Annotated in this window: 19 protein-coding genes; 2 read left to right on the top strand and 17 right to left on the bottom strand. The window is 57.8% G+C overall.

The features are described 5' to 3' along the window. Nucleotides 1-85 precede the first annotated feature (85 nt). The 17 genes from accA to rpsB all read right to left on the bottom strand — a co-directional run bounded on the left by accA (nucleotide 86) and on the right by rpsB (nucleotide 19809). Nucleotides 86-1045: an acetyl-CoA carboxylase carboxyl transferase subunit alpha gene (gene accA / locus CYR32_RS16175; RefSeq protein WP_101826192.1), complete on the bottom strand. Its 960-nt coding sequence runs from the start codon at nucleotides 1043-1045 to the stop codon at nucleotides 86-88. A 12-nt stretch (nucleotides 1046-1057) separates the two neighbouring features. Next, nucleotides 1058-4540 (bottom strand): DNA polymerase III subunit alpha, encoded by a 3483-nt coding sequence (gene dnaE, locus CYR32_RS16180; RefSeq protein ID WP_101826193.1) that lies wholly within the window; start codon nucleotides 4538-4540, stop codon nucleotides 1058-1060. A 62-nt stretch (nucleotides 4541-4602) separates the two neighbouring features. Beyond that, on the bottom strand, nucleotides 4603-5205 hold the full coding sequence (rnhB, locus tag CYR32_RS16185) for a ribonuclease HII (RefSeq protein ID WP_101826194.1): 603 nt from the start codon (nucleotides 5203-5205) through the stop codon (nucleotides 4603-4605). After that, on the bottom strand, nucleotides 5202-6350 hold the full coding sequence (gene lpxB, locus CYR32_RS16190; protein WP_101826195.1) for a lipid-A-disaccharide synthase: 1149 nt from the start codon (nucleotides 6348-6350) through the stop codon (nucleotides 5202-5204). Before lpxB ends, rnhB begins: the two co-directional genes overlap by 4 nt. Before the next feature lie 3 nt (nucleotides 6351-6353). Further along, a complete protein-coding gene (gene lpxA, locus CYR32_RS16195; protein ID WP_101826196.1) occupies nucleotides 6354-7142 on the bottom strand; it encodes an acyl-ACP--UDP-N-acetylglucosamine O-acyltransferase in 789 nt (262 codons plus the stop codon). Nucleotides 7143-7145: 3 nt separating this feature from the next. Continuing rightward, complete coding sequence (gene fabZ / locus CYR32_RS16200; protein ID WP_101826197.1) at nucleotides 7146-7601, bottom strand: 3-hydroxyacyl-ACP dehydratase FabZ; 456 nt, start codon at nucleotides 7599-7601, stop codon at nucleotides 7146-7148. A gap of 159 nt (nucleotides 7602-7760) precedes the next feature. Further along, on the bottom strand, nucleotides 7761-8783 hold the full coding sequence (lpxD, locus tag CYR32_RS16205) for a UDP-3-O-(3-hydroxymyristoyl)glucosamine N-acyltransferase (protein WP_101826198.1): 1023 nt from the start codon (nucleotides 8781-8783) through the stop codon (nucleotides 7761-7763). Nucleotides 8784-8786: 3 nt separating this feature from the next. Continuing rightward, nucleotides 8787-9284 carry a molecular chaperone Skp gene (gene skp / locus CYR32_RS16210; RefSeq protein WP_101826199.1) on the bottom strand — a complete coding sequence of 166 codons (498 nt, stop codon included), beginning with the start codon at nucleotides 9282-9284 and terminating at the stop codon, nucleotides 8787-8789. Between the two features lie 156 nt (nucleotides 9285-9440). After that, nucleotides 9441-11864, bottom strand: a complete 2424-nt coding sequence (gene bamA, locus CYR32_RS16215) for an outer membrane protein assembly factor BamA (protein WP_101826200.1) — start codon at nucleotides 11862-11864, stop codon at nucleotides 9441-9443. 35 nt (nucleotides 11865-11899) lie between these two features. Beyond that, the gene (gene rseP, locus CYR32_RS16220; RefSeq protein ID WP_101826201.1) at nucleotides 11900-13255 is read right to left on the bottom strand and encodes a sigma E protease regulator RseP; all 1356 of its coding nucleotides are present in this window, start codon (nucleotides 13253-13255) and stop codon (nucleotides 11900-11902) included. 28 nt (nucleotides 13256-13283) lie between these two features. After that, nucleotides 13284-14132 carry a phosphatidate cytidylyltransferase gene (gene cdsA / locus CYR32_RS16225; RefSeq protein WP_101826202.1) on the bottom strand — a complete coding sequence of 283 codons (849 nt, stop codon included), beginning with the start codon at nucleotides 14130-14132 and terminating at the stop codon, nucleotides 13284-13286. A gap of 9 nt (nucleotides 14133-14141) precedes the next feature. Continuing rightward, nucleotides 14142-14900: a (2E,6E)-farnesyl-diphosphate-specific ditrans,polycis-undecaprenyl-diphosphate synthase gene (ispU, locus tag CYR32_RS16230; protein WP_101826203.1), complete on the bottom strand. Its 759-nt coding sequence runs from the start codon at nucleotides 14898-14900 to the stop codon at nucleotides 14142-14144. Nucleotides 14901-15133: 233 nt separating this feature from the next. After that, nucleotides 15134-16330, bottom strand: coding sequence for a 1-deoxy-D-xylulose-5-phosphate reductoisomerase (gene ispC / locus CYR32_RS16235; protein WP_101826204.1), 1197 nt, complete (start codon nucleotides 16328-16330; stop codon nucleotides 15134-15136). Nucleotides 16331-16484: 154 nt separating this feature from the next. Next, entirely contained in the window at nucleotides 16485-17042 is a 558-nt protein-coding gene (frr, locus tag CYR32_RS16240; protein WP_101826205.1) for a ribosome recycling factor, read from the bottom strand. A 160-nt stretch (nucleotides 17043-17202) separates the two neighbouring features. Then, nucleotides 17203-17928 carry a UMP kinase gene (gene pyrH / locus CYR32_RS16245; RefSeq protein ID WP_101826206.1) on the bottom strand — a complete coding sequence of 242 codons (726 nt, stop codon included), beginning with the start codon at nucleotides 17926-17928 and terminating at the stop codon, nucleotides 17203-17205. 147 nt (nucleotides 17929-18075) lie between these two features. Further along, complete coding sequence (gene tsf / locus CYR32_RS16250) at nucleotides 18076-18933, bottom strand: translation elongation factor Ts (protein WP_101826207.1); 858 nt, start codon at nucleotides 18931-18933, stop codon at nucleotides 18076-18078. A gap of 150 nt (nucleotides 18934-19083) precedes the next feature. Continuing rightward, on the bottom strand, nucleotides 19084-19809 hold the full coding sequence (gene rpsB, locus CYR32_RS16255) for a 30S ribosomal protein S2 (protein ID WP_101826208.1): 726 nt from the start codon (nucleotides 19807-19809) through the stop codon (nucleotides 19084-19086). A gap of 348 nt (nucleotides 19810-20157) precedes the next feature. On the opposite strand from rpsB, the gene map reads away from it, so the two are divergent. Together map and glnD are read left to right on the top strand one after the other, a co-directional pair. After that, entirely contained in the window at nucleotides 20158-20952 is a 795-nt protein-coding gene (map, locus tag CYR32_RS16260; RefSeq protein ID WP_101826209.1) for a type I methionyl aminopeptidase, read from the top strand. A 43-nt stretch (nucleotides 20953-20995) separates the two neighbouring features. Next, entirely contained in the window at nucleotides 20996-23674 is a 2679-nt protein-coding gene (gene glnD / locus CYR32_RS16265; RefSeq protein WP_101826210.1) for a bifunctional uridylyltransferase/uridylyl-removing protein GlnD, read from the top strand. Nucleotides 23675-23710 lie beyond the last annotated feature (36 nt).

Genomic DNA, 23710 nt, shown 5'->3' on the forward strand with positions numbered 1-23710 from the left:
AGAATAAATCATTTATCTCTGCCGGCAGCGGCAATAAAAAAGCCCGCCCCCTTGCGGGGGCGGGCTGTCTGCGTACGTTAACCTGTCAGCAGTAGCCGTAGGTCATCAGACGCTGGTAGCGGCGATTGCGCAGCTCTTCTTCATTCAGCACGTCGAGGTCGCTGAGGTCAGCCAGCAGCTGGGCTTTCAGGGACGCCGCCACCGCCGGGATGTCGCGGTGCGCGCCGCCCAGAGGCTCCGGGATCACCGAGTCGATCAGCTTCAGCTCTTTCAGGCGCGGGGCGATGATGCCCATCGCTTCTGCGGCCAGCGGCGCTTTGTCGGCGCTTTTCCACAGAATGGAGGCACAGCCTTCCGGCGAGATCACCGAGTAGGTGCTGTATTCCAGCATGTTGACTTTGTCACCCACGCCGATGGCCAGAGCGCCGCCGGAGCCGCCTTCACCGATCACGGTGCAGATGACCGGCACCTTCAGGCGAGACATCTCACGCAGGTTACGGGCGATCGCTTCTGACTGGCCGCGCTCTTCCGCGCCAACGCCCGGGTAAGCGCCCGGGGTGTCGATGAAGGTGATGATCGGCATTTTGAAGCGCTCGGCCATCTCCATCAGACGCAGGGCTTTGCGGTAACCTTCCGGTGCCGGCATACCAAAGTTACGGCGGATCTTCTCTTTGGTCTCGCGCCCTTTCTGGTGGCCGATGATCATCACCGGGCGGCCATCGAGGCGGGCGATGCCGCCGACAATCGCTTTGTCATCCGCGTAGGCACGGTCACCGGCCAACTCGTCAAACTCAGTGAAAATATGTTCGATATAATCCAGCGTATAAGGGCGGCGCGGATGGCGCGCCAGCTGGGCGATCTGCCAGGCCCCCAGATCGGAGAAGATTTTGCGGGTCAATTCCACGCTTTTCTCACGCAGGCGCTGAACCTCTTCGTCCAGATTAATATCTAATTTTTCGTCTTGACGACTGACTGCAGTCAGCGAGTCAATTTTCGCTTCAAGCTCTGCAATCGGCTGTTCAAAATCAAGAAAATTCAGACTCATAGTATTCCTATATTAGTCAAATTCCAGTTCCACCTGCTCATTACCGACCAAGGTGCGTAAATCCAGCAATAAGCGATCGGTCGGCGTGACGCGCCAGGTTGCCCCGAAGCGCAACCGTGCGCGTGCATCTTCGCGCTGGTAATACAGATGCACTGGAATCGTCCCCGATCGGTGGGGTTCCAACGATTGACGGAGACGGTTCAAAAGCTGGTCATCAATTTGCCTGTCAGTCAGCGAGATAGCAAGCCCGCGAGCATATTTTTCCCGGGCTTCACTGATGTCCATGAGTTCACGGGCCGTCATTTTAAGGCCGCCGCTGAAGTCATCAAAGCTGACCTGTCCGGTGGCAATCAGGATACGGTCTTTTTCCAGCAAATGCTGGTATTTTTCCAGCGCATCGGTGAACAGCATCACCTCCAGACGCCCTGAGCGGTCATCCAGCGTACAAACCCCGATGCGGTTACCCCGTTTGGTCACCATAACGCGTGATGCCACCACTAATCCTGCCGCAGTGGTCATTTTGCCCCGTTCCGTCGGGTGCATATCTTTCAAACGTTGCCCGCCGGCATAACGTTCGATCTCCTTCAGGTATTGCGTGATGGGGTGGCCGGTGAGGTATAACCCCAGCGTTTCGCGCTCCCCATCCAGCACTTTCTGTTCCGGCCACGGCGCGACGCTGGCGTAGGACTGCTCCACCTGCTCCGGGGCCTCGGCCAGCACGCCGAACATGTCCACCTGGCCGATCGCTTCCGCTTTCGCGTGCTGATCGGCGGCTTTCAGCGCGTCGCCCAGCGAATTCATCAGCGCGGCGCGGTGCGGCCCCAGGCGGTCAAACGCCCCGGACATGATCAGCTTCTCCAGAATCCGCCGGTTCAGCTTTTTGATGTCAGAGCGGGCGCAGAGGTCAAACAGCTCTTTGAAGTAGCCGTCTTTATTACGCGCCTCGATGATCGCCTCAATCGGCCCTTCCCCGACGCCTTTGATCGCGCCGATGCCATAAACAATCTCACCGTCATCATTGACGTGGAAATGATAGAGGCCGCTGTTGATGTCCGGCGGCAGGATTTTCAGCCCCATGCGCCAGCATTCGTCCACCAGCCCGACCACTTTTTCGGTGTTGTCCATGTCGGCGGTCATCACCGCGGCCATGAACTCCGCCGGGTAGTGCGCCTTGAGCCACAGCGTCTGGTAGGAGACCAGCGCATAGGCGGCAGAGTGGGATTTGTTAAAGCCGTAGCCGGCAAACTTCTCCACCAGGTCGAAAATTTTCACCGACAATTCGCCGTCGATGCCGCGTGATTTCGCGCCGTCCTCAAACCCGCCGCGCTGCTTGGCCATTTCGACCGGGTTCTTTTTCCCCATCGCACGGCGCAGCATGTCTGCGCCGCCCAGCGTGTAACCCGCCAGCACCTGCGCAATCTGCATCACCTGCTCCTGATAGAGGATGATGCCGTAGGTCGGCTCCAGCACCGGCTTCAGCGACTCATGCTGCCACTGGATGTCCGGGTAGGAGATCGCTTCGCGGCCATGTTTACGGTCGATGAAGTTGTCCACCATGCCCGATTGCAGCGGGCCGGGGCGGAACAGCGCCACCAGGGCGATCATATCTTCGAAGCAGTCGGGTTTCAGGCGCTTGATCAGATCCTTCATGCCGCGCGATTCGAGCTGGAACACCGCGGTGGTCTCCGAGCGTTGCAGCATGTCGAAACTTTTCTTGTCATCAAGCGGGATCGAGGCGATGTCGATCGGCTCCAGCCCCTGTTTGGCGCGCCGGGCGTTGATCATCTCCAGCGCCCAGTTGATGATGGTCAGGGTACGCAGGCCGAGGAAGTCAAACTTCACCAGCCCAGCGTACTCCACGTCATTCTTGTCGAACTGGGTAACCGGCTGGTTCCCTTCCGCATCGCAATAGAGCGGCGCAAAATCGGTAATTTTCGTGGGCGCAATCACCACGCCACCGGCGTGTTTACCGGCGTTACGCGTCACCCCTTCCAGCTTGCGGGCCATGTCGATCAGTGCGCGGACTTCCTCATCCGCCTCGTAGATCTCCGGCAGCTGCGGCTCGGCGGCAAAGGCTTTCTCCAGCGTCATGCCCGGGTCGGGCGGCACCAGCTTGGAGATGCGGTCCACAAAGCCATAGGGGTGGCCCAGCACCCGGCCGACGTCACGGATTACCGCTTTGGCCGCCATGGTACCGAAGGTGATGATCTGGGAGACCGCGTCACGGCCATACAGCTCCGCCACGTGCTCAATCACCAGGTCACGCTTCTCCATGCAGAAGTCGACATCGAAGTCGGGCATCGAGACACGTTCCGGGTTCAGGAAACGTTCGAACAGCAGGTCAAATTCCAGCGGATCGAGGTCGGTGATTTTCAGCGCGTAAGCCACCAGTGAACCGGCACCCGAACCACGCCCCGGCCCCACCGGCACGCCGTTGTCTTTTGACCACTGGATAAACTCCATCACGATCAGGAAGTAGCCGGGGAAGCCCATCTGGTTGATGACGTTCAGCTCAACCTCAAGGCGATCGTCATACTCCGGCCGCTTCTGCGCCCGCACCTCCGGGTCAGGGAACAGGAATTCCAGCCGCTCCTCCAGCCCCTCGCGGGATTTCATCACCAGGAAATCTTCGGTGGTCATCTCCCCGGTGGGGAACTGCGGCAGGAAGTACTCGCCGAGCCGGATCGTCACGTTACAGCGTTTGGCGATCTCCACGCTGTTTTCCAGCGCCTCGGGGATGTCGGCAAACAGCTCACACATCTCCTCTTCGCTGCGCATGTATTGCTGCGGGCTGTAATTGCGCGGCCGTTTGGGATCGTCGAGGGTAAAGCCGTCATGGATAGCCACGCGGATTTCATGCGCATCAAAATCGTCGGCCACCAGGAAGCGTACATCGTTGGTCGCCACGACCGGCACACCGCGTTCTGTGGCCAGTGCTACGGCCGCATGGAGATAGGCCTCCTCATCCGCGCGCCCGGTGCGGATCAGCTCCAGGTAGTAGCGGTTGGGGAAATGCTCGGCATAAAACGCCAGCGCCTGATCGACCAGCACCTGGTTGCCGCGCAGCAGGAATTTGCCGACATCACCCAGGCGGCCGCCGGAGAGCAGCAACAGCCCCTCTTTCTGCTCGGCCAGCCACTCCCGGTCAATGATCGGGCCGGCTGCGCCATAACCGCGCTGATAGGCGCGCGAAATCAGCAGGGTGAGGTTCTGATAACCTTCATTATTCATCGCCAGCACGGTGAGCTGGGCCAGCTCGTCGCCCAGCTCCGCGCTCTGCACATGGAAATCCGCGCCGATGATCGGTTTGATCCCAGCGCCGTGTGCGCTGCCGTAAAACTTCACCAGCCCGCAAAGGTTGGTGAAATCCGTTATTGCCAGGGCAGGCATAGCGAGGGCAGCCGCTCGCTTAACCAACGGGCCCACTTTGGCTAGCCCATCGATCATGGAATAGTCACTGTGTACACGCAGGTGAACAAAACGAGGTTCGGCCATATCGAAATACCAGAATAGAATGAATAGAAGCCTGCGCACCGGCGGGTGCACAGGGCATGATATTACTGCGCGGTCAGCGTCAGTAAGCGCCTGACCGGGCCAAAACTGCGCCGGTGGTGGATTGTCGCACCGAACTGCGCCAGCCTCTCCAGGTGAAAGGCGGTAGGGTACCCTTTATGCTGGGCAAAACCGTAGTCCGGGAACTGCTGATCCAGCTCGGCCATCTCGCGGTCACGGGTCACTTTAGCCAGGATCGACGCGGCGCTGATCTCCGCGACCCGGCTGTCCCCTTTGACCACCGCCTGGGCGGCCATCGGCAACGGCGGGCAGCGGTTGCCGTCAATCAGCACCATATCCGGTGTCACGGCCAGCCCGGCGACCGCCCGCTGCATCGCCAGCATGGTGGCGTGGAGAATATTCAGCTCATCAATCTCTTCCGGCTCGGCGCGCCCGAGGCTCCAGGCCAGCGCCTTCTCCGTGATCTCATCAAACAGCGCCAGGCGGCGCTTTTCACTGAGTTTTTTGGAATCTGCCAGCCCGGCAATCGGGCGGGCCGGGTCGAGGATGACGGCAGCCGTCACCACCGCCCCTACCAGGGGGCCGCGGCCTACTTCATCCACACCGGCGATACAGCGTGCGGCGGGATAGACAAAAATTTCACTCATGGATGAGCCAGTTCCAATACGGCTTGCGCCGCCTGTTCATCGGCGTCGCAGCGGATGTGCTGATGTAATTCGAGGAAAGTCTGCTTCAGTGCCTCGCTCTGCCCGCCCCCGGCCAGCAGCGGCAACAAGGCGGCGGCCAGTTTCTCCGGCACGCAGTCGTGCTGCAACAGCTCGGTGACAATCTCACGCCCGGCCAGCAGGTTGGGCAGTGACACATACGGCGTTTTGATCAGCCGCTCGGCCAGCCAGAAGGTGAAAGGTTTCATCCGGTAACCCACCACCATCGGGCATTTTGCCAGCATACACTCCAGCGCGGCAGTGCCGGACGCCAGCAGCGCGGCGTCACTGGCGATCATCGCATCCCGTGACTGGCCGTCCAGCAGGTGCATTGGCAACGCAGGCGCTACCTCCGCTTTGATACGCTCAAACTGCTCACGGCGCCGGGCATTCACCAGCGGCACCACGATTTCCAGATCGGGATAGGTCTCACGCAGTAACAGCGCAGTACGCAGGAAATCGGCGCTGAGCATCTCTACTTCGGCATTGCGGCTGCCCGGCAATAACGCCAGGCAACGCGCCCCGGCCGCGATACCGAGCCGCTGGCGCGCCTGCTGTTTATCCGGCTGCAACGGCATCGCATCAGCCAGGGTATGGCCGATAAAGCGGCAAGGCACATTAAATTTATCGTAAAACGCTTTTTCGAAAGGCAGGAAAGCCAGCACCAGATCGGTGGCTTTGCCGATTTTGAAAACGCGTTTTTGCCGCCAGGCCCAGACGGAGGGGCTGACGTAGTGAATAGTACGGAGGCCGCGCTGCTTCAACCGCCCTTCCAGGGTGATGTTGAAATCCGGGGCATCAATACCGACAAACACATCGGGTTGTAACTCGCTGAAGCGCCGGGTCAGGTCGCGGCGGATTTTCAACAGGCGTGGCAGCCGTTCAACCACTTCCACCACGCCCATCACCGCCAGCTCTTCCATCTCATACCAGGCTTCACACCCTTCGGCCTGCATCAGCGGCCCTGCGACACCCACAAAGCGGGTGTCGGGGTGGTGTGCTTTCAGCGCGCGAATCAAACCGGCGCCAAGAATGTCGCCGGAAGTTTCACCGGCCACCAGGCCGATCGTCAATGGACGCTTTTGCATAGGTCAGCGAATAATGCCGCGCTTGGAACGGGCAAAGAACTCACTGAAAGGTTTGACCGCAGGATGTTGCTCAGCGATAGCAGCAATCTCCGGCAACGCCTCTTCCAGCGTTTTCCCGCTGCGATAGAGCACTTTGTAGGCATTACGGATAGCGTGCAGTGACTCTTTCTCAAAACCGCGGCGTTTCAGCCCTTCGATATTGATGCCGAACGGCGTGGCATGGTTGCCCTGCGCGATGACAAACGGCGGCACATCCTGCGCCACACCGGAACACCCGCCTACCATCACATGCGCACCAATCACACAGAACTGGTGAATCGCCGTCATGCCGCCGATGATCGCGAAATCATCGATATGCACATGGCCGCCCAGGGTGGCGTTATTGGCCAGAATACAGCGGTTACCGATCACACAGTCGTGCGCCACATGCGCATTAACCATCAGCAGATTGTCATTGCCAATCTTCGTCAGGTTGCCGCCCTGGGTGGTGCCGCGGTGAATGGTGACGCTTTCACGGATGCTGTTGCGATCGCCGATCTCAGTGCGCGTCGGTTCCCCGGCGTACTTCAGATCCTGGTTAACTTCACCAATGGTAGCGAACTGATAGATCGTGTTATCACGGCCAATTTTGGTGACGCCATTGACCACAACATGCGATTTCAGCACCGTCCCTTCACCGATCTCAACGTCTGAGCCGATATAGCAGAAAGGGCCGATATGCGCGCCGGCACCGATAACGGCACCCTCTTCAACAATAGCGCTGGGATGGATATAGGCGGATTTGTCAGTCACGAATTAACTCTCCCGACGACGGGCGCACATCATTGTAGCTTCGCAGGCCACTTCACCGTCAACTTTGGCGACACCTTTGAAACGCGCTACGCCACGACGTTCTTTAATGAATTCAACTTCCAGAATCATCTGGTCACCCGGTAATACTGGACGTTTGAAGCGGGCGTCGTCAATGGCAGCGAAGTAGTAGAGTTCACCCGGCTCGAGTTTTCCGACGCTTTTAAAGGCCAGAATACCGGTAGCCTGAGCCATAGCCTCAAGGATCAGTACACCTGGGAAAATCGGCTTACCAGGGAAATGGCCCTGGAAAAACGGTTCGTTGACTGAAACGTTTTTCACTGCACGAAGGAATTTACCTTCCTCGAAATCCAGAACGCGATCGACCAGCAAAAAAGGATAGCGGTGCGGAAGCAAGTCCAGAATCTCTTCAATATGCAGAGTATGAGTGTCAGTAGTCAAAATACTCTTCCTGTCTAAAAAAACTGATGGCATTAATAACACGGCCTGCTTAACCCCCAAAAGGAGGGCATAAGGCAGGCCGCAAATAGGGGTATGTATAGGCAAAATGCTGCTGCACTTTGCGGCCCTGCCCACTGCTTAGCGGGCAAGGGGTGGTGATTAGTCTTTTCCGACTTTACGCTCAACAGCTTTTAAGCGCTTGTTTATTTCGTCAATATTCATCACCAGCGCGGCAGTTTTGCGCCACGCTTTATTGGTTTGCAACGGAATGCCCGAAGAGTATACCCCAGGTTCAGTGATTGGTCTCATAACCATTCCCATTCCGGTGACCACCGCCTGATCGCAGATCTCCATGTGACCATTGATCACACTGGCCCCGCCAATCTGGCAGTAACGGCCGATTTTCAGGCTGCCGGCCATGATAACACCGCCCGCAACCGCCGTATTGTCGCCAATCACGACGTTATGCGCAATCTGACATTGGTTATCAATGATAACACCGTTGCCGATCTGGGTGTCATCCAGTGCACCACGGTCGATGGTAGTGCAGGCACCAATCTCTACCCGGTCACCGATTTTTACCGTGCCGAGCTGAGGAATTTTGATCCAGTTACCACGATCGTTAGCATAGCCGAAACCGTCTGCGCCAATGACCGTGCCGGATTGTATCAGGCATTGCTGGCCGATTTCGATATTGTGGTAAACCGACACATTGGCCCACAGACGGGTGCCTGCGCCAATCCGGGTATTTTTACCGATAAAACATCCCGCGCCGATCACCACGTTGTCGCCCAGGACAACGCCGGACTCAATCACCGCGTTGGCACCAATGGCCACATTGGCCCCCAGGCTCGCCTGCGGGGAGATCACCGCACTCGGTGCGATATCTTCCGCCGGTGACGGGGTCGTATCCATCAGCTGCGCCATGCGCGCGTAGGTCAGGTAAGGGTTTTTCACTACCAGTGCAGCCCCGTGCCAGAACGGCAGGTCAGCTTCCGTTAAGACCACAGCGCCCGCCCGGCAGGCGGCAAGTTGGTCACGGTAGCGGCTGTTGGAAAGGAAAGTGATGTGCTCAGAATCTGCGGAATGCATAGAAGCAATGCCGGTGATGGCGAGATCGCCATCACCGTGCACGTGTGCATCCAACTGCTGCGCAAGATCAGCCAGTCGAATTGAAGACATGGATTATTTAACCTGTTTCAGCACGTCAGCCGTAATGTCTTTGTCAGCATTTGCGTAAGCCACGGCGTTTGCGTCGATGACCACGTCATAGCCTTCTTTGCTGGCAACGGATTTCACTGCATCCTGAATACGGCTCAGGATCTTGTTACGCTCTTCCATCTGGCGGCGGCGGTTATCCTGCTCGAACGCCTGCGCTTTGCTGGAGAAGGTTTCACGCTGGGCCATCACGCTTTTTTCCAGTTTGCTGCGCTCACTGGCTTTCATGGTAGAGCCATCGCGTTGCAGTTTTTGCATCTGGGTTTGCAGATCACGTTCCATTCCCTGCAATTCAGTGGCACGGCTTTTGAACTCGCCTTCCAGTTGCTTGGCAACTGCATCACGAGCAGGAAGCTGCTGGAAAATGCTGGAAACGTTAACGACTGCAATTTTGTCAGCAGCCTGAACGCCTGCAGACGCAGCCATTGCTAAACCGAGGCTCGCGGCACACAACCACTTTTTCACTATAAACTCCTTAACATCACCCGTTTGTGTCAGAGACACTTGAATTACACAACCCATCAAGCAAAACACACTGCCTTTTCCCAGAGCTCGCCTGGGAAAGGGCGCGGCCGCGTGATGTCGTCGTGATCTAACTGGGTACGCAGCCCGCAGGCTGCATTACCACGTTTTCCCAATATTAAACTGGAACTGCTCCGCCTTGTCGCCATCATATTTCTTAATTGGCTGTGCGTAGGAGAAGACCAGCGGCCCCAGCGGAGACATCCACTGCAGCGCGATACCAGACGACACGCGGAAGTTATCCGGCGAGCTGTAATCCGGCACACCGGCAGCATCCGTCGCGGAGGTGTTTTCCCAGTTGGTATCCCAGACCGTACCGCCATCCACAAACAGGGAGGTGCGCACAGAGTTGGCATATTTATCACTGATAAACGGCGTCGGTACGATAAGTTCAGCACTCAGAACCGCCATGGCGTTACCGCCCACTGCGTCATCCGAGTTCTCCACCGGGCAACCTGCATAGCTGGTGTTACCGCTGTTACAACGGTAATACGCCGCTTTCGGGCCAATGGTGTTGGACTGGAAGCCACGCACGGTGCTTGAACCACCGGCATAGAAGTTGTCGTAGAACGGCACTTCTTTGCCGCCCAGGCCATCGGCATAACCGGCACGGGCACGGCCCATCAACACCCACTCGCGGTTTTCGCTCAGCGGCAGGTAGGAGGTCGAGTCGAAGGTGATTTTGTAGTATTCGTTATCGGAACCCGGCACCGTGACCTTGCCGTTCAGGCTGGCACGCGTCCCGGAAGTCGGGAAGTAGCCGCGGTCAAGGTTGTTGTAGGTCCAGCCGAGGTTCAGCATGAAGTCATCTGCGCTGAAGTCGGTGGTGTTGGTATCTTCACCTACGGTCACCGCCGGGTTAACACCGACGGAGTTCAGGTAACGCCACATATTGACCTGCGGCTCCATATCGGACAAGTCGTTATGGACGTAATCCAGCCCCAGGCGCAGCGAGTTATTCTCGTTGACCGGGAAGCCCAGCGTGGTGCCGAGGCCATAGCTGCGGTTGGTATAGTCCGACAGGTCGGCGTCGTCTGCTTTAAAGTCGTTATAGAACAGACGACCGCCCAGGCTGACCCCGTCCACCGTAAAGTACGGGTCGGTCAGGGAGAGTTCTGCGTAGGTCTGGTAGTCGTTCTTGGTGCCGCTGATGCCCACGGTATTCCCGGTGCCCAGCCAGTTGTCCTGTTGAACGCCAACCTGGAAACTCACGCCGCTTTCGGTACCGTAACCCACACCAAAGTTAAAGGTACCGGTGTTGCGCTCTTTCACCTTATAGGTCACATCGACCTGATCGGCCGTGCCCGGAACACGCTGGGTGTCCACGTCCACGCTTTCAAAGTAGCCGAGGCGGTTAAGACGCTCTTTACCCTGGTCAACCTGATCGTTGCCCAGCCAGGCCCCTTCCATCTGGCGCATTTCGCGGCGCAGGACGGAGTCCTTGCTGGTGTCATTGCCTTCAAAGCGGATATGACGCACGTAGAAGCGGTTGCCGGCATCCACTGCAATATGCAGTTTTACCGTTTTGTCCGCATCGTTGATTTCCGGCTGGGTAATCACGCGCGGGTAGGCGTAACCATAACGGCCCAACATCTGTTTGATGTCGTTTTCCATTTTGGTCACTTTGGTGCCGTTATAAAGCTCGCCCGGCTCGATTTTAGTCAGGCTGGTGACTTCCGCCGAGTGCCCGGCCATGTTGCCGTTAATTTCTACGCCGGAGAGTTTGTACTGCTCGCCTTCGGTGATATTCAGGGTGATGTAAATGCCCTTCTTATCCGGCGTCAGGCTCACCTGGGTAGAGTCGATATTGAAACGGGCGTAGCCACGGTCCAGGTAGAAACTGCGCAGGGTTTCCAGATCTCCGGCCAGCTTCTGCTTCTGGTATTTACGGTCACCTACCAGATTCCACCACGGCACTTCATCACGCAGCTGGAAGCGCGAGATAAGCTCATCGGTCGGGAACGCATGGTTACCCACGATGTTAATCTGCTGGATTTTGGCAGAGACGCCTTCCGTAAAGACCAGTTTCAGGTCAACACGGTTACGCGGCAACGGCGTGACCACTGCTTTCACAGAGGCGCTGTATTTACCGACGCTGTAATAGAAATCCTCCAGGCCTTTCTCAATGCTGGAGAGAGTCGTGCGATCGAGCGCTTCACCAACGCGGACGCCGGAGGCTTCCAGGTTCTGTTTGAGCATGTCATCTTTCACCGATTTATTTCCGGAGAAAGTGATGCTGGCGATTGTCGGGCGCTCTTTCACTTGGACGATTAAGGTATCACCATCACGCAGGACACGGACATCCTCGAAGTTCCCTGTGGCAAACAGGGCACGGATGGTGCTGCTGATATCTTCATCATTCACCGTATCGCCTACGCGAACCGGCATATTGAGTAACGCCGCACCGACGGCAACTCGTTGCAGGCCTTCGAAATGAATGTCCTTCACTACGAACCCGTCTGCACCGTATACGGTGGCGCTGCCAAACAGCAGCGACGCTATGAGCAACTTTTTCATCGCCATCGTTGTTATGCGTTCTTCCTAACCTATCCCCCACCTCAGAGGCGGGAGAAATCATTGAAAAGTGCAAGCCCCATCAACAGCACCAGCAATACCGAGCCGATGCGATAGCTGAAGTCTTGTACTCGCTCAGAAACCGGCCCACCCTTCAGCTTTTCAATCGCCAGGAAGAGCAGGTGTCCACCATCCAGTACCGGCAGTGGGAACAGGTTAATAATCCCGAGGTTCACGCTGATAAGCGCCAGGAACATCAGGTAATAGACCAACCCAAACTCCGCTGACATCCCGGCGCCCTGTGCAATCGAAATCGGGCCACTCAGGTTGTTCAGCTTGACATCACCGGTAATCAACTTGCCCAGCATCCCGACCGTCAGCTTCATGAGCTGCCAGGTTTTATCCCCGGCCTCATAAAATGCGGTAAACGGCCCATACTGGCGGATCGTCTTGTATTCATCAGGCAGCGGGATCACCTTAGGAACCACACCGGCAAACCCTTCCCCCCCAGCCTGACCTGCCGGCTTTGTATCCGGAATCAGGGTCAAAGACAAGGGGGAACCGCCCCGCTCAATCTCAAGCGCCAGTGGTTTACCCGGATTATCACGCACCAGCGTGACAAAACGTTGCCACTGCCCCAAAAGCTGACCATTGACTTTAACGATCCTGTCACCGGGTTGCAAACCCGCTTTTACCGCAGCTGACCCGGCCTGCACCTCAGCCAGTACCGGTTCAATCTGCGGGCCGCGCGGCATAATGCCCAGTGCCACGACGGGATCCTGCTTGTCCGGCTCGAACTGCCATTGGCGTAAATCCAGTGTCTTCTCAGTGACCTGCGAAGACCCGAACGGTGCCACACCTACCGTGGTTTGTGCATCGCCAATTTTACCAATCAGCTCCAGACGCACTGAATCCCAATCAGGCGTTTCGATGCCGCCAAGTGACTTAAGTTCCATGCCCGGCGAAATTTCCGCGCGTGCGGCAACGGAATCCGGGGCTATCTCCCCGACTACCGGGCGCAGGCTCGGCACGCCGATGATGAACACCAGCCAGTAGGCAAAAATCGCGAAGATAAAGTTGGCCACCGGCCCGGCGCTGATAATCGCTGCACGCTGCCAGACGGTTTTATTGTTGAAGGATTGATGACGTAATTCAGGCGGGACGGCCTCGACCCGCTCGTCGAGCATTTTGACGTAGCCGCCCAGGGGAATAAGCGCGATAACATATTCCGTCCCCTGCCGGTCGGTCCGCCGCCAGAGCGCGCGGCCGAAACCGATAGAGAAACGTTCAACACGGACACCACAGCGACGGGCGACCCAGAAATGGCCGAACTCATGCACGGTGATCAACACCCCCAGCGCAACGATAAACGCCGCCAGGCTCCAGAGTATGTTCATCATATTCCCTAAACTCCCCGTCTCAGACGGCTTAAAACACCAACAGCATCAGGCAGGCAAACACCGGTACTGCCGCTGTCAGGCTGTCAATCCGGTCGAGAATCCCGCCATGGCCGGGGATAAGACTGCCGCTGTCCTTGATACCGGCTTCACGCTTGAACATGCTTTCGGTCAGGTCGCCCAGCACGGAGGCCAGCGCCGCCACGATGGAGCAGACCAGCAGGGTCATCGGCTGGATGCTCAGCGGCGCGTAGCGGCCGAAAGCCCAGGCGATCACGGCCGAGGTCACCAGCCCGCCAATCAGCCCCTGCCAGGTTTTCCCCGGTGAAACTTTAGGAGCGAGCTTATGTTTTCCGAACAGTTTGCCGAAGATATAGGCCCCGGAATCCGCACCCCAGACCAGCAGCATCACATACAGCAGCCACCATGCGCCGGTGGCCGGGTTTTCGTCATACCCATACTGGCGCAGCGACACCATGCCCCAGAAGAACGGCACGATGGTCAGCAGGCCAAACAGCAGCCGCAGCGGCGTTGAGTTGCGCCACGCCCCGGCTGATTTGGGGTAGAACAGCACCAGCAGCAGTGCCGCGCCCCACCACACCAGGGAGGCCCACAGAGAGAGGCTCACCTGCGGGACATGCGCCGTCTGGTGGTACGCCGGAATGGTCAGCATCATAAGTGCCAGCAGGAAGCCGCACAGAATAGCCAGCCAGACGCGCTGGTTCCGTGAGGTAAAACCGGCGAGCTGCCCCCACTCCCAGGCCGCCAGCATACAGACGACCAGGGTAACGACAGCGAACCCAACCGGCGGAAGCAGAAACAGCGCAGCGATGACGATCGGGATTAAAATAAACGCGGTGATGAGGCGATACTTCAGCAAAAGTTCTCCCTAGGACGCATCGGCGCCGATAGGTGTTGTTCCCCCGAAGCGGCGCTCGCGATGTGCAAATGCATTCAGCGCACCTTCAAAGACATGTTCATCAAAATCAGGCCAGAGGACATCAGTAAAGTAAAGCTCAGCGTAGGCAATCTGCCACAGCAAAAAATTACTGATACGGTGTTCCCCGCCCGTCCGGATCACCAGATCCACAGGCGCCTGCTCATGCAGGCAGACCAGCTCGCTCAGGCCCTCTTCGGTAATCTGCTCCGGCAGAAGCTCACCGGCCTGAACCTGTCGCGCCAGCGTTCTCACTCCCTGAATAATATCCCAGCGGCCGCCATAGTTCGCGGCAATGTTAAGCGTCAGGCCATCATTATTTTCAGTCAGCGCTTCGGAACGCCGGATCCGCTCTTGCAGACGGGCGCTGAACCGGCTGGTATCGCCAATGACCCGTAAGCGGACGTTATGTTTATGCAGGCTTTTGACTTCGCTGTCCAGCGCCCTGACAAACAGCTCCATCAGTGCGGTCACTTCCTGTGCGGGACGATTCCAGTTTTCACTGCTGAAGGCATAAAGCGTGAGTGCATCAAGATGGTGGTTGGCAGCGAAACTCACTGCGCGGCGCACCGATTTCACCCCTGCTTTATGACCAAAGATCCGTAACTTTCCCTGACGTTTAGCCCAACGCCCATTGCCGTCCATAATAATGGCGACGTGGCGTGGTCCCGGGATGGGCAGGTCAGCCCCTTGTTGATTTGCGGACGACATAACGCGTACTTATTTCCTCAATCAGAAATACAACAGTGCTACCGGAACATAAGGCCCTGTGTGCGCAAAAAAGCCGTGAACAGGCACGGCTTACCCTAAAAAGCCCCCGGTCTGCCGGTCGCAGCGCGCCGCTGAAAATCCTTTTTACTGATATTCATGACAGGTGCCGGGAGGCGCTGACTATACCATTTTCACCTATCGGCGACAAATTGCCGTAAATGCAAGCAGATAGCTCAGCGTGAGGACACGTTCAGCTGCCGCAGGGCGGCGTCACGTGCCTGGCGGTCAATCTCCAGCACATCCCCGACGCTTTGCGGCTCAGTCAGTGCCAGTGTATCAAGCACGCCACGGTTTATTGCGGCAATGTCAGTGAAGCGGATCTCATTATCCAAAAATGCCGCCACGGCAATTTCATTAGCCGCGTTCAGGGCGGTGGTCGCCGCCTGGCCGGCATTGCAGGCATCAATGGCCAGCTTCAGACAGGGGTAGCGCTGATAGTCCGGCTCCATAAAGGTCAGCGCGCCGGTGCGGCAGAAATCCAGCGGCGCCACGCCCGCCTCAACCCGTTGCGGGTAGGCCATCGCATGGGCGATCGGCGTGCGCATGTCCGGGGAGCCGAGCTGGGCCAGGACGCTGCCGTCACGGTAGCGCACCATGGAATGAATGACCGATTGCGGATGCAGGATCACTTCCATCTGTTCAGCCGAGGCATTGAACAGCCAGCGGGCCTCAATATATTCCAGTCCTTTATTCATCATGGTGGCGGAATCGACGGAGATTTTACGGCCCATCGACCAGTTAGGGTGCGCGCAGGCCTGCGCCGGGGTGACGGCCGGGAAATCGGCCAGCGGCGTATCGCGGAACGGGCCGCCCGAACCGGTCAGGATGATGCGCGAGACACCATGATCTTCCAGGGAAGCATACCCCAGACGGCGCTGAATACTTTCCGGTAAACTCTGAAAAATCGCGTTATGTTCGCTGTCGATAGGCAGGAGCTGGGCGCCGCTCTGGGCCACGGCATCCATGAAGATGCGCCCGCAGGTCACCAGGGACTCTTTATTCGCCAGCAACACCTGTTTGCCGGCCCGGATCGCGGCCAGCGTCGGCAGCAGGCCGGCCGCGCCGACAATGGCCGCCATCACCTGATCAACCTCAGGCAGGCCCGCCAGGGCGCAGGCGGCCTGTTCGCCCGCCATCACCTCAACGCGGACACCCATCTCCGCCAGCCGCTCACGCAGCTGCCCGGCCGAGGGCTCATCCGCCATCGCGGCATATTCAGGCCTGAATTCAGCACACTGTTGTGCCATGACATCGACATTGCGCCCGGCAACCAATGCCTTAACCGCAAATTGCTGAGGGTTGGCACGAATAACAGCCAGCGTGCTGGTGCCAATAGACCCGGTAGAACCCAGAATGGTCAGTTGCTTCATGAGGATGCTCTGAATAACTGTTTATTATGATAGGAAGGCGTCCAGTCTGAAACCTGCAACCTCTGTTGTCTATGGGATTTCAGCGACAAACAGAAATATCACCTTATAAAATAATAAAGCGCCGCCGGGGCGACGCTTTATTTCACAGCGGGAATCAGAATTCCATCAATTCCGCTTCTTTATCTGCCAGCGCGGCATCGATTTTCTTAATGAAAACATCGGTCATTTTCTGGATATCATCCTGAGAACGACGCTCTTCATCTTCGCTGATCTCTTTATCTTTCAGCAGGACTTTCACTTTTTCATTCGCATCACGGCGGACGTTACGCACAGAAACGCGGCCCTGCTCAGCTTCGTTACGCACGACTTTGATCAGGTCCTTACGGCGCTCTTCCGTCAGTGCCGGCAGCGGCACACGGATCACGGTACCCGCAGAGGACGGGTTCAGGCCGAGGTCAGAGGCCATAATGGCTTTCTCAACGGCCGGGCCGAGGCTACGGTCAAAGACGGTAATCGCCAGGGTGCGTGAATCTTCAGCCACGATGTTGGCCAGCTGACGCAGCGGCGTTGCGGAACCGTAATATTCCACCTGAATACCGTCCAGGATATTCGGGGAAGCACGGCCGGTACGGATTTTACTGATGTGGTTTTTAAACACTTCCACGCATTTTTCCATACGCGTTTCAGCATCTTTTCTGATTTCGTTAATCACGTTGCGAACCCTTGAAAACTGGTTACTTGGCAGACTCTACACTCAGTATAGTCGGTAAATATTCAAACCAGCAGCGAGACTGGCTAAAGATAACAGGGGAGCACCGGCAGCCTGTGCCGCTCCCGCGTGCGCCCATGATACCAAAATTACGGGTACGCCGTTATTTACAGATCAGCGTGCCTTCTTTTTCGCCCATCACGACGCGGCGCAGCGCGCCCGGTTTGTTCATATTGAACACACGGATCGGCAGGTTATGGTCACGTGCCAGGGTAAAGGCCGCGAGGTCCATGACTTTCAGCTCACGTTCCAGCACATCGGCATAGGAGAGCTGGTCGTACAGCGTGGCGTCCGGGGTTTTCACCGGGTCAGCGGAGTAGACACCGTCTACTTTGGTCGCTTTCAGTACCACGTCAGCTTCGATTTCGATGCCGCGCAGGCAGGCTGCGGAGTCAGTGGTAAAGAATGGGTTACCGGTACCGGCAGAGAAGATGACCACGCGGTTGTTACGCAGCAGGCTGATCGCTTCGGCCCAGCTGTAGTTGTCACACACGCCGTTCAGCGGAATTGCAGACATCAGGCGGGCATTCACATAGGCACGGTGCAGCGCATCACGCATCGCCAGGCCGTTCATCACGGTGGCCAGCATTCCCATGTGATCGCCCACTACGCGGTTCATGCCGGCCTGAGCCAGGCCCGCACCGCGGAACAAGTTACCCCCGCCAATGACCACACCGACCTGGATGCCCAGCTCGACCAATTCCTTTACTTCCTGTGCCATACGATCCAAAACGCTAGCGTCGATACCAAAACCTTCTGCGCCTTGCAGGGCTTCGCCACTCAGCTTTAGCAGGATACGCTGATATACGGGTTTTGCATTGGTTGCCATGGTGTTCTGTCCTAAGAAGCAGTGAGAGTAGTGGGGTTTTTTGTGTATCACATCACAACTTTGTTGCAGGCGCTACAAGGCAGGATGTCATTGGGATTAATCTGGCTGGATAAAACGGAACCGCCTGATGGCGGCTCCGTAACGTCATTAAGACTGCTTGCTCATGGCTGCAACTTCAGCAGCGAAGTCAGTTTCGACTTTCTCGATGCCTTCGCCCACTTCAAAGCGGATGAAGTTGATCACGTCAGCGTTGTGCTCTTTCAGCAGCTGGCCAACGGTTTTGTTCGGGTCCATAACGAAGTTCTGGCCGGTCAGAGAGATCTCACCGGTGAATTTACGCATACGGCCTTCAACCATTTTCTCAGCGATTTCGCGCGGCTTGCCGGACTGCATGGCGATGTCCAGCTGGATCTGGTGCTCACGGGCAACCACGTCAGCCGGGACGTCTTCAGACTTCACGTATTCCGGTTTGCTTGCAGCGATGTGCATCGCTACGTGCTTCACCAGCTCTTCGTCAGCGCCGGTTGCAGCAACCATCACGCCGATACGCGCGCCGTGCAGGTAGGTACCCAGCACGTCGCCTTCCAGCACAGCCAGGCGGCGGATATTGATGTTTTCACCAATTTTTGCCACCAGCGCGGTGCGCTGCTCTTCGAATTTCGCTTTCAGCACTTCAACGTCGCTGATTTTTTCGTCCATCGCCGCAGCGATAACGTCATCACCGAAGGCTTTGAAGCCGGCGTCTTTGGCAACGAAGTCAGTTTCGCAGTTCAGCTCAACGATCACGCCATATTTACCGTCTGCAGACACTTTGGTCAGAATCACGCCTTCAGCAGCCACACGGCCTGCTTTCTTAGCAGCTTTCGCCTGACCGGATTTACGCATGTTGTCGATAGCCAGCTCGATGTCGCCGTTAGCTTCAACCAGTGCTTTCTTACATTCCATCATGCCTGCGCCGGTACGTTCACGCAGTTCTTTTACCAGGGAAGCGGTAATATCAGCCATTCTATTTTCCTCGGTTATCTCGTGGGGGAGCGAGAGGCTCTCACAGAGACGGTTCTCGCATTTAAGATAAGCAAAGGGGGCCTATAAAGGCCCCCTAACCAACCATATTCAATACCTGGTTAATAAGGGCTCAGTGGTGAGCTTGCCTTATTATTCAGCTTCTACGAAGCTGTCTTCTGCCTGAACAGCCAGATCTTGCGAACGGCCTTCACGTACAGCGGCAGCCACGGCGCTCAGGTACAGGTTTACTGCACGGATTGCATCGTCGTTACCTGGGATGATGAAGTCAACGCCATCCGGATCGGAGTTGGTATCAACGATGGAGAATACCGGGATACCCAGGTTGTTTGCTTCTTTGATCGCGATGTGTTCGTGGTCAGCGTCGATAACAAACAGTGCGTCCGGCAGGCCGCCCATGTCTTTGATACCGCCCAGGCTGTTTTCCAGCTTGTCCAGCTCACGGGTACGCATCAGCGCTTCTTTCTTGGTCAGCTTGTCGAAAGTACCGTCTTGAGACTGGATTTCCAGATCTTTCAGGCGCTTGATGGACTGACGAACAGTTTTCCAGTTGGTCAGCATGCCGCCCAACCAGCGATGGTTCACGAAGAACTGGTCGCAGTTGTTGGCTGCTTCTTTTACCGCTTCGCTTGCAGCGCGCTTGGTACCAACGAACAGGATCTTACCTTTACGGGAAGAGATCTTGGTCAGCTCAGCCAGAGCTTCGTTGAACATCGGTACGGTCTGCTCAAGGTTGATGATGTGAACCTTGTTACGTGCGCCGAAGATGAATGGCTTCATTTTCGGGTTCCAGTAACGGGTCTGGTGACCGAAGTGAACACCAGCCTGGAGCATGTCGCGCATGGAAACAGTTGCCATGATAAAACCTCTATAGTAGATGTTGGGGTTATGCCTCCACGTATCCCATACCGCCGACCTGTCAGAGCATGCTGCTCCTCAAGGCACCCCGGCGTATGTGCCGATACGTGTGTGTTATACACATATGAGTTTAGTTGGCCGATACCGTCTGGTCATTATTCACGACGCAGATGCGGTTCGCCGGCGCGCTTTATACCATAAACCCGCACCTGACTCCACTACTTGTTATCCTCCCGCGGGCGGGAAAATCAGCGTTTGGCAGCCCATTGCCGGGCTGATACCATATTGTGATGCACGTTATTTTTGCCGGCTGACCGGCCGGCCCCCTGAACATCTGCGGAATATTTCATGGCAATTTCGATTAAAACCCCTGAAGACATTGAAAAAATGCGCGTCGCCGGCCGCCTGGCCGCGGAAGTGCTGGAAATCATTGAACCTTATGTCAAACCCGGTGTGACCACCGGCGAGCTTGACCGCATCTGCCACGACCACATCACCAACAAGCAGCAGGCCATCTCCGCCTGCCTGAACTACCACGGCTTCCCGAAATCGGTCTGTATTTCGGTGAATGAAGTGGTCTGCCACGGCATCCCGAGTGAGGAGAAGGTGCTGAAAGAGGGTGACATCGTGAACATCGACGTCACGGTGATCAAAGACGGCTTCCACGGCGACACCTCCAAAATGTTTATCGCCGGGAAACCGACTATCCAGGGCGAGCGCCTCTGCCGCATTACCCAGGAGAGCCTCTACCTGGCCATTAAGATGGTGCGCCCCGGCATCCGCCTGCGCAGCCTCGGCAAAGCGATCCAGGCCTTTGTGGAAGCGGAGAAGTTCTCAGTGGTGCGTGAATATTGCGGCCACGGCATCGGCGAAGGGTTCCACGAAGAGCCGCAGGTGCTGCATTACGATGCGGATGACGGCGGCGTGGTGTTGCAGCCGGGCATGGCCTTCACCATCGAGCCGATGGTCAACGCCGGTGACTACCGCATCCGTACCATGAAAGATGGCTGGACGGTAAAAACCAAAGACCGCAGCTTGTCCGCACAGTATGAGCATACTATTGTGGTGACCGAGAACGGTTGTGAAATAATGACCCTGCGCAAGGATGACACCCTGCCGGCGGTGATTACGCACGAACAGTAAGAGAACAAGCCGGCGGTTGCCGGCTTTTTAATGGGCGGCGCTTATGTCTGAGAATTTCCCCGATCACGAAATCCCTGTTATTCCCCCGCGCTCCGTGCCTGAGCAGCCCCCCTCCCCTACCCACCTCACCGATGAACAGATCACCTGTGCCTCTCTGAAGCAGCGCCTTGAGGCGTTCCAGCTCTGGCTGGCGGCGGCCTTCAATGCCGGTGAGAGTGCGGAGACGCTGGTGGCGGCCCGCAGCCTCTATATCGATCGCCTGCTGCGCCGGCTCTGGACCTTTTACGGCTTTGATGATGTGCCGGAAACCGCGCTGGTGGCGGTGGGCGGCTATGGGCGCGGTGAGCTGCACCCGCTCTCCGACATTGATGTGCTGCTGCTGAGCCAGCAGCGCCTCAGCGACGCCCAGGCCCAGCGCGGCGGTGAGCTGATCACCCTGTTGTGGGATCTGAAGCTTGAGGTCGGGCACAGCATGCGCACCCTGGAAGAGTGCCTGCTGGAAGGGCTGGCGGATCTCACCGTCGCCACCAACCTGATCGAGTCCCGGATGATCTGCGGGGATGTCGCGCTGTTCCTCTCCATGCAGAAGCACATCTTCAGCGAAGGGTTCTGGCCGTCGCCCGATTTCTTCCGCGCCAAAATCAAAGAACAGCACGAGCGCCACCTGCGCTACCACGGCACCAGCTACAACCTGGAGCCGGACATCAAAAGCAGCCCCGGCGGCCTTCGCGACATCCACACCCTGTTGTGGGTGGCCCGCCGCCACTTCGGGGCCACCTCGCTGGATGAGATGGTGGGCTTCGGCTTCCTCACTGAAACAGAGCGCAGTGAATTGAATGCCTGCCAGAGCTTCCTGTGGCGCATCCGCTTTGCGCTGCATCTGGTGCTGACGCGCTATGACAACCGCCTGCTGTTCGACCGCCAGCTGAACGTGGCCCAGCTGTTGCAGTACCAGGGCGACGGCAATGAGCCGGTCGAGCGGATGATGAAAGACTTCTACCGCGCCACCCGCCGCGTGGGTGAACTGAACCACATGCTGCTGCAGCTGTTTGATGAGGCGATCCTGGCGCTGGACGCCACCGAGAAGCCGCGCCCGCTGGACGATGAGTTCCAGCTGCGCGGCAACCTGATCGACCTGCGTGACGAAAGCCTGTTTGAGCGCAAGCCCGAAGCGATCGTGCGCATGTTCTACCTGATGGTCAGAACCCGCGATATCGAAGGCATCTACTCCACCACCCTGCGCCGGCTGCGCCATGTGCTGCGGAACCTGCACACCCCGCTCTGTGCCATCCCTGAGGCGCGTGAGCTGTTTATGGCGATTCTGCGCCACCCCGGCGCGGTTTCACGTGCGCTGGTGCCGATGCACCGCCACAGCGTGCTGCTGGCCTATATGCCGCAGTGGGGCAACATCGTCGGGCAGATGCAGTTTGACCTGTTCCACGCCTATACCGTGGATGAGCACACCATCCGGGTGCTGCAAAAGCTGGAGAGCTTTGCTGACGAAGCCACCCGCCCGCGCCATCCGCTCTGCGTGGAGATCTACCCGCGCCTGCCCCATCCGGAGCTGTTGCTGGTGGCGGCGCTGTTCCACGACATCGCCAAAGGGCGCGGCGGCGACCACTCGATCCTCGGCGCGCAGGATGTGCTGGCCTTCGCCGAGCTGCACGGCCTGAACTCGCGCGAGAGCCAGCTGGTGGCCTGGCTGGTGCGCTGCCACCTGCTGATGTCGGTGACCGCCCAGCGGCGTGACATCCAGGACCCGACGGTCATCCAGCAATTTACCGCCGAAGTGCAGAGCGAAACCCGGCTGCGCTACCTGGTAAGCCTGACGGTGGCGGACATCTGCGCCACCAATGAAACCCTCTGGAACAGCTGGAAGCAGAGCCTGTTGCGCGAGCTCTATTTTGCCACCGAAAAACAGCTGCGGCGCGGCATGCAGAACAGCCCGGACCTGCGCGAGCGGGTGCGCCACCACCGGTTGCAGGCACTGGCGCTGCTGCGGATGGACAACATCGACGAAGAGTCGCTGCACCGCATCTGGAGCCGCTGCCGCGCCGACTACTTCCTGCGCCACTCGCCGAACCAGCTGGCGTGGCACGCCCGCCACCTGCTGGAGCATGACTCTGCCCTGCCGCTGGTGCTGGTCAGCCGGCAGGCCACGCGCGGCGGCACGGAGATCTTTATCTGGTCGCCTGACCGCCCCTACCTGTTTGCCGCCGTGGCCGGTGAGCTTGACCGCCGTAACCTGAGCATCCATGACGCCCAGATCTTCACCAACCGTGACGGCATGGCGATGGACACCTTTATCGTGCTGGAACCGGACGGCAGCCCGCTGGCCGCAGACCGCCATGAGGCGATCCGCCAGGCGCTGGTGCAGGCGATGACCCAGGAGTACCAGCCGCCGCGTGCGCGCCGCCCCTCACCGAAGCTGCGCCACTTCAGCGTGCCGACCAACGTCAATTTCCTGCCGACCCACACTGACCGCCGCAGTTATCTGGAGCTGGTGGCACTTGACCAGCCCGGCCTGCTGGCGCGGGTCGGCGAAGTCTTCTCCGATCTGGGGCTGTCGCTGCATGGCGCGCGCATCACCACCATCGGCGAGCGGGTCGAGGATCTGTTTATTCTGGCGGACCGCGATCGCCGCTCCCTGAACCGGGAAACACGGCGAAAACTGGAACAACGGTTGACAGAAGCCCTCAACCCAAACGATAAAGTGTCATAGAAATTTTCCCTAAACGACAAATCAGGACAGATAACA

It is taken from the genome of Chimaeribacter coloradensis (assembly GCF_002858715.1).
Lineage (GTDB): Bacteria > Pseudomonadota > Gammaproteobacteria > Enterobacterales > Enterobacteriaceae > Chimaeribacter > Chimaeribacter coloradensis.

What these genes read in the sequence shown, in the direction of transcription:
- rpsB (WP_101826208.1), bottom strand. Translation starts at nt 19,809, where the DNA reads ATGGCAACTGTTTCCATGCGCGACATGCTCCAGGCTGGTGTTCACTTC.
- rseP (WP_101826201.1), bottom strand. Translation starts at nt 13,255, where the DNA reads ATGATGAACATACTCTGGAGCCTGGCGGCGTTTATCGTTGCGCTGGGG.
- accA (WP_101826192.1), bottom strand. Translation starts at nt 1,045, where the DNA reads ATGAGTCTGAATTTTCTTGATTTTGAACAGCCGATTGCAGAGCTTGAA.
- tsf (WP_101826207.1), bottom strand. Translation starts at nt 18,933, where the DNA reads ATGGCTGATATTACCGCTTCCCTGGTAAAAGAACTGCGTGAACGTACC.
- pyrH (WP_101826206.1), bottom strand. Translation starts at nt 17,928, where the DNA reads ATGGCAACCAATGCAAAACCCGTATATCAGCGTATCCTGCTAAAGCTG.
- dnaE (WP_101826193.1), bottom strand. Translation starts at nt 4,540, where the DNA reads ATGGCCGAACCTCGTTTTGTTCACCTGCGTGTACACAGTGACTATTCC.
- rnhB (WP_101826194.1), bottom strand. Translation starts at nt 5,205, where the DNA reads ATGAGTGAAATTTTTGTCTATCCCGCCGCACGCTGTATCGCCGGTGTG.
- glnD (WP_101826210.1), top strand. Translation starts at nt 20,996, where the DNA reads ATGTCTGAGAATTTCCCCGATCACGAAATCCCTGTTATTCCCCCGCGC.
- bamA (WP_101826200.1), bottom strand. Translation starts at nt 11,864, where the DNA reads ATGGCGATGAAAAAGTTGCTCATAGCGTCGCTGCTGTTTGGCAGCGCC.
- lpxD (WP_101826198.1), bottom strand. Translation starts at nt 8,783, where the DNA reads ATGTCTTCAATTCGACTGGCTGATCTTGCGCAGCAGTTGGATGCACAC.
- ispC (WP_101826204.1), bottom strand. Translation starts at nt 16,330, where the DNA reads ATGAAGCAACTGACCATTCTGGGTTCTACCGGGTCTATTGGCACCAGC.
- ispU (WP_101826203.1), bottom strand. Translation starts at nt 14,900, where the DNA reads ATGTCGTCCGCAAATCAACAAGGGGCTGACCTGCCCATCCCGGGACCA.
- lpxB (WP_101826195.1), bottom strand. Translation starts at nt 6,350, where the DNA reads ATGCAAAAGCGTCCATTGACGATCGGCCTGGTGGCCGGTGAAACTTCC.
- map (WP_101826209.1), top strand. Translation starts at nt 20,158, where the DNA reads ATGGCAATTTCGATTAAAACCCCTGAAGACATTGAAAAAATGCGCGTC.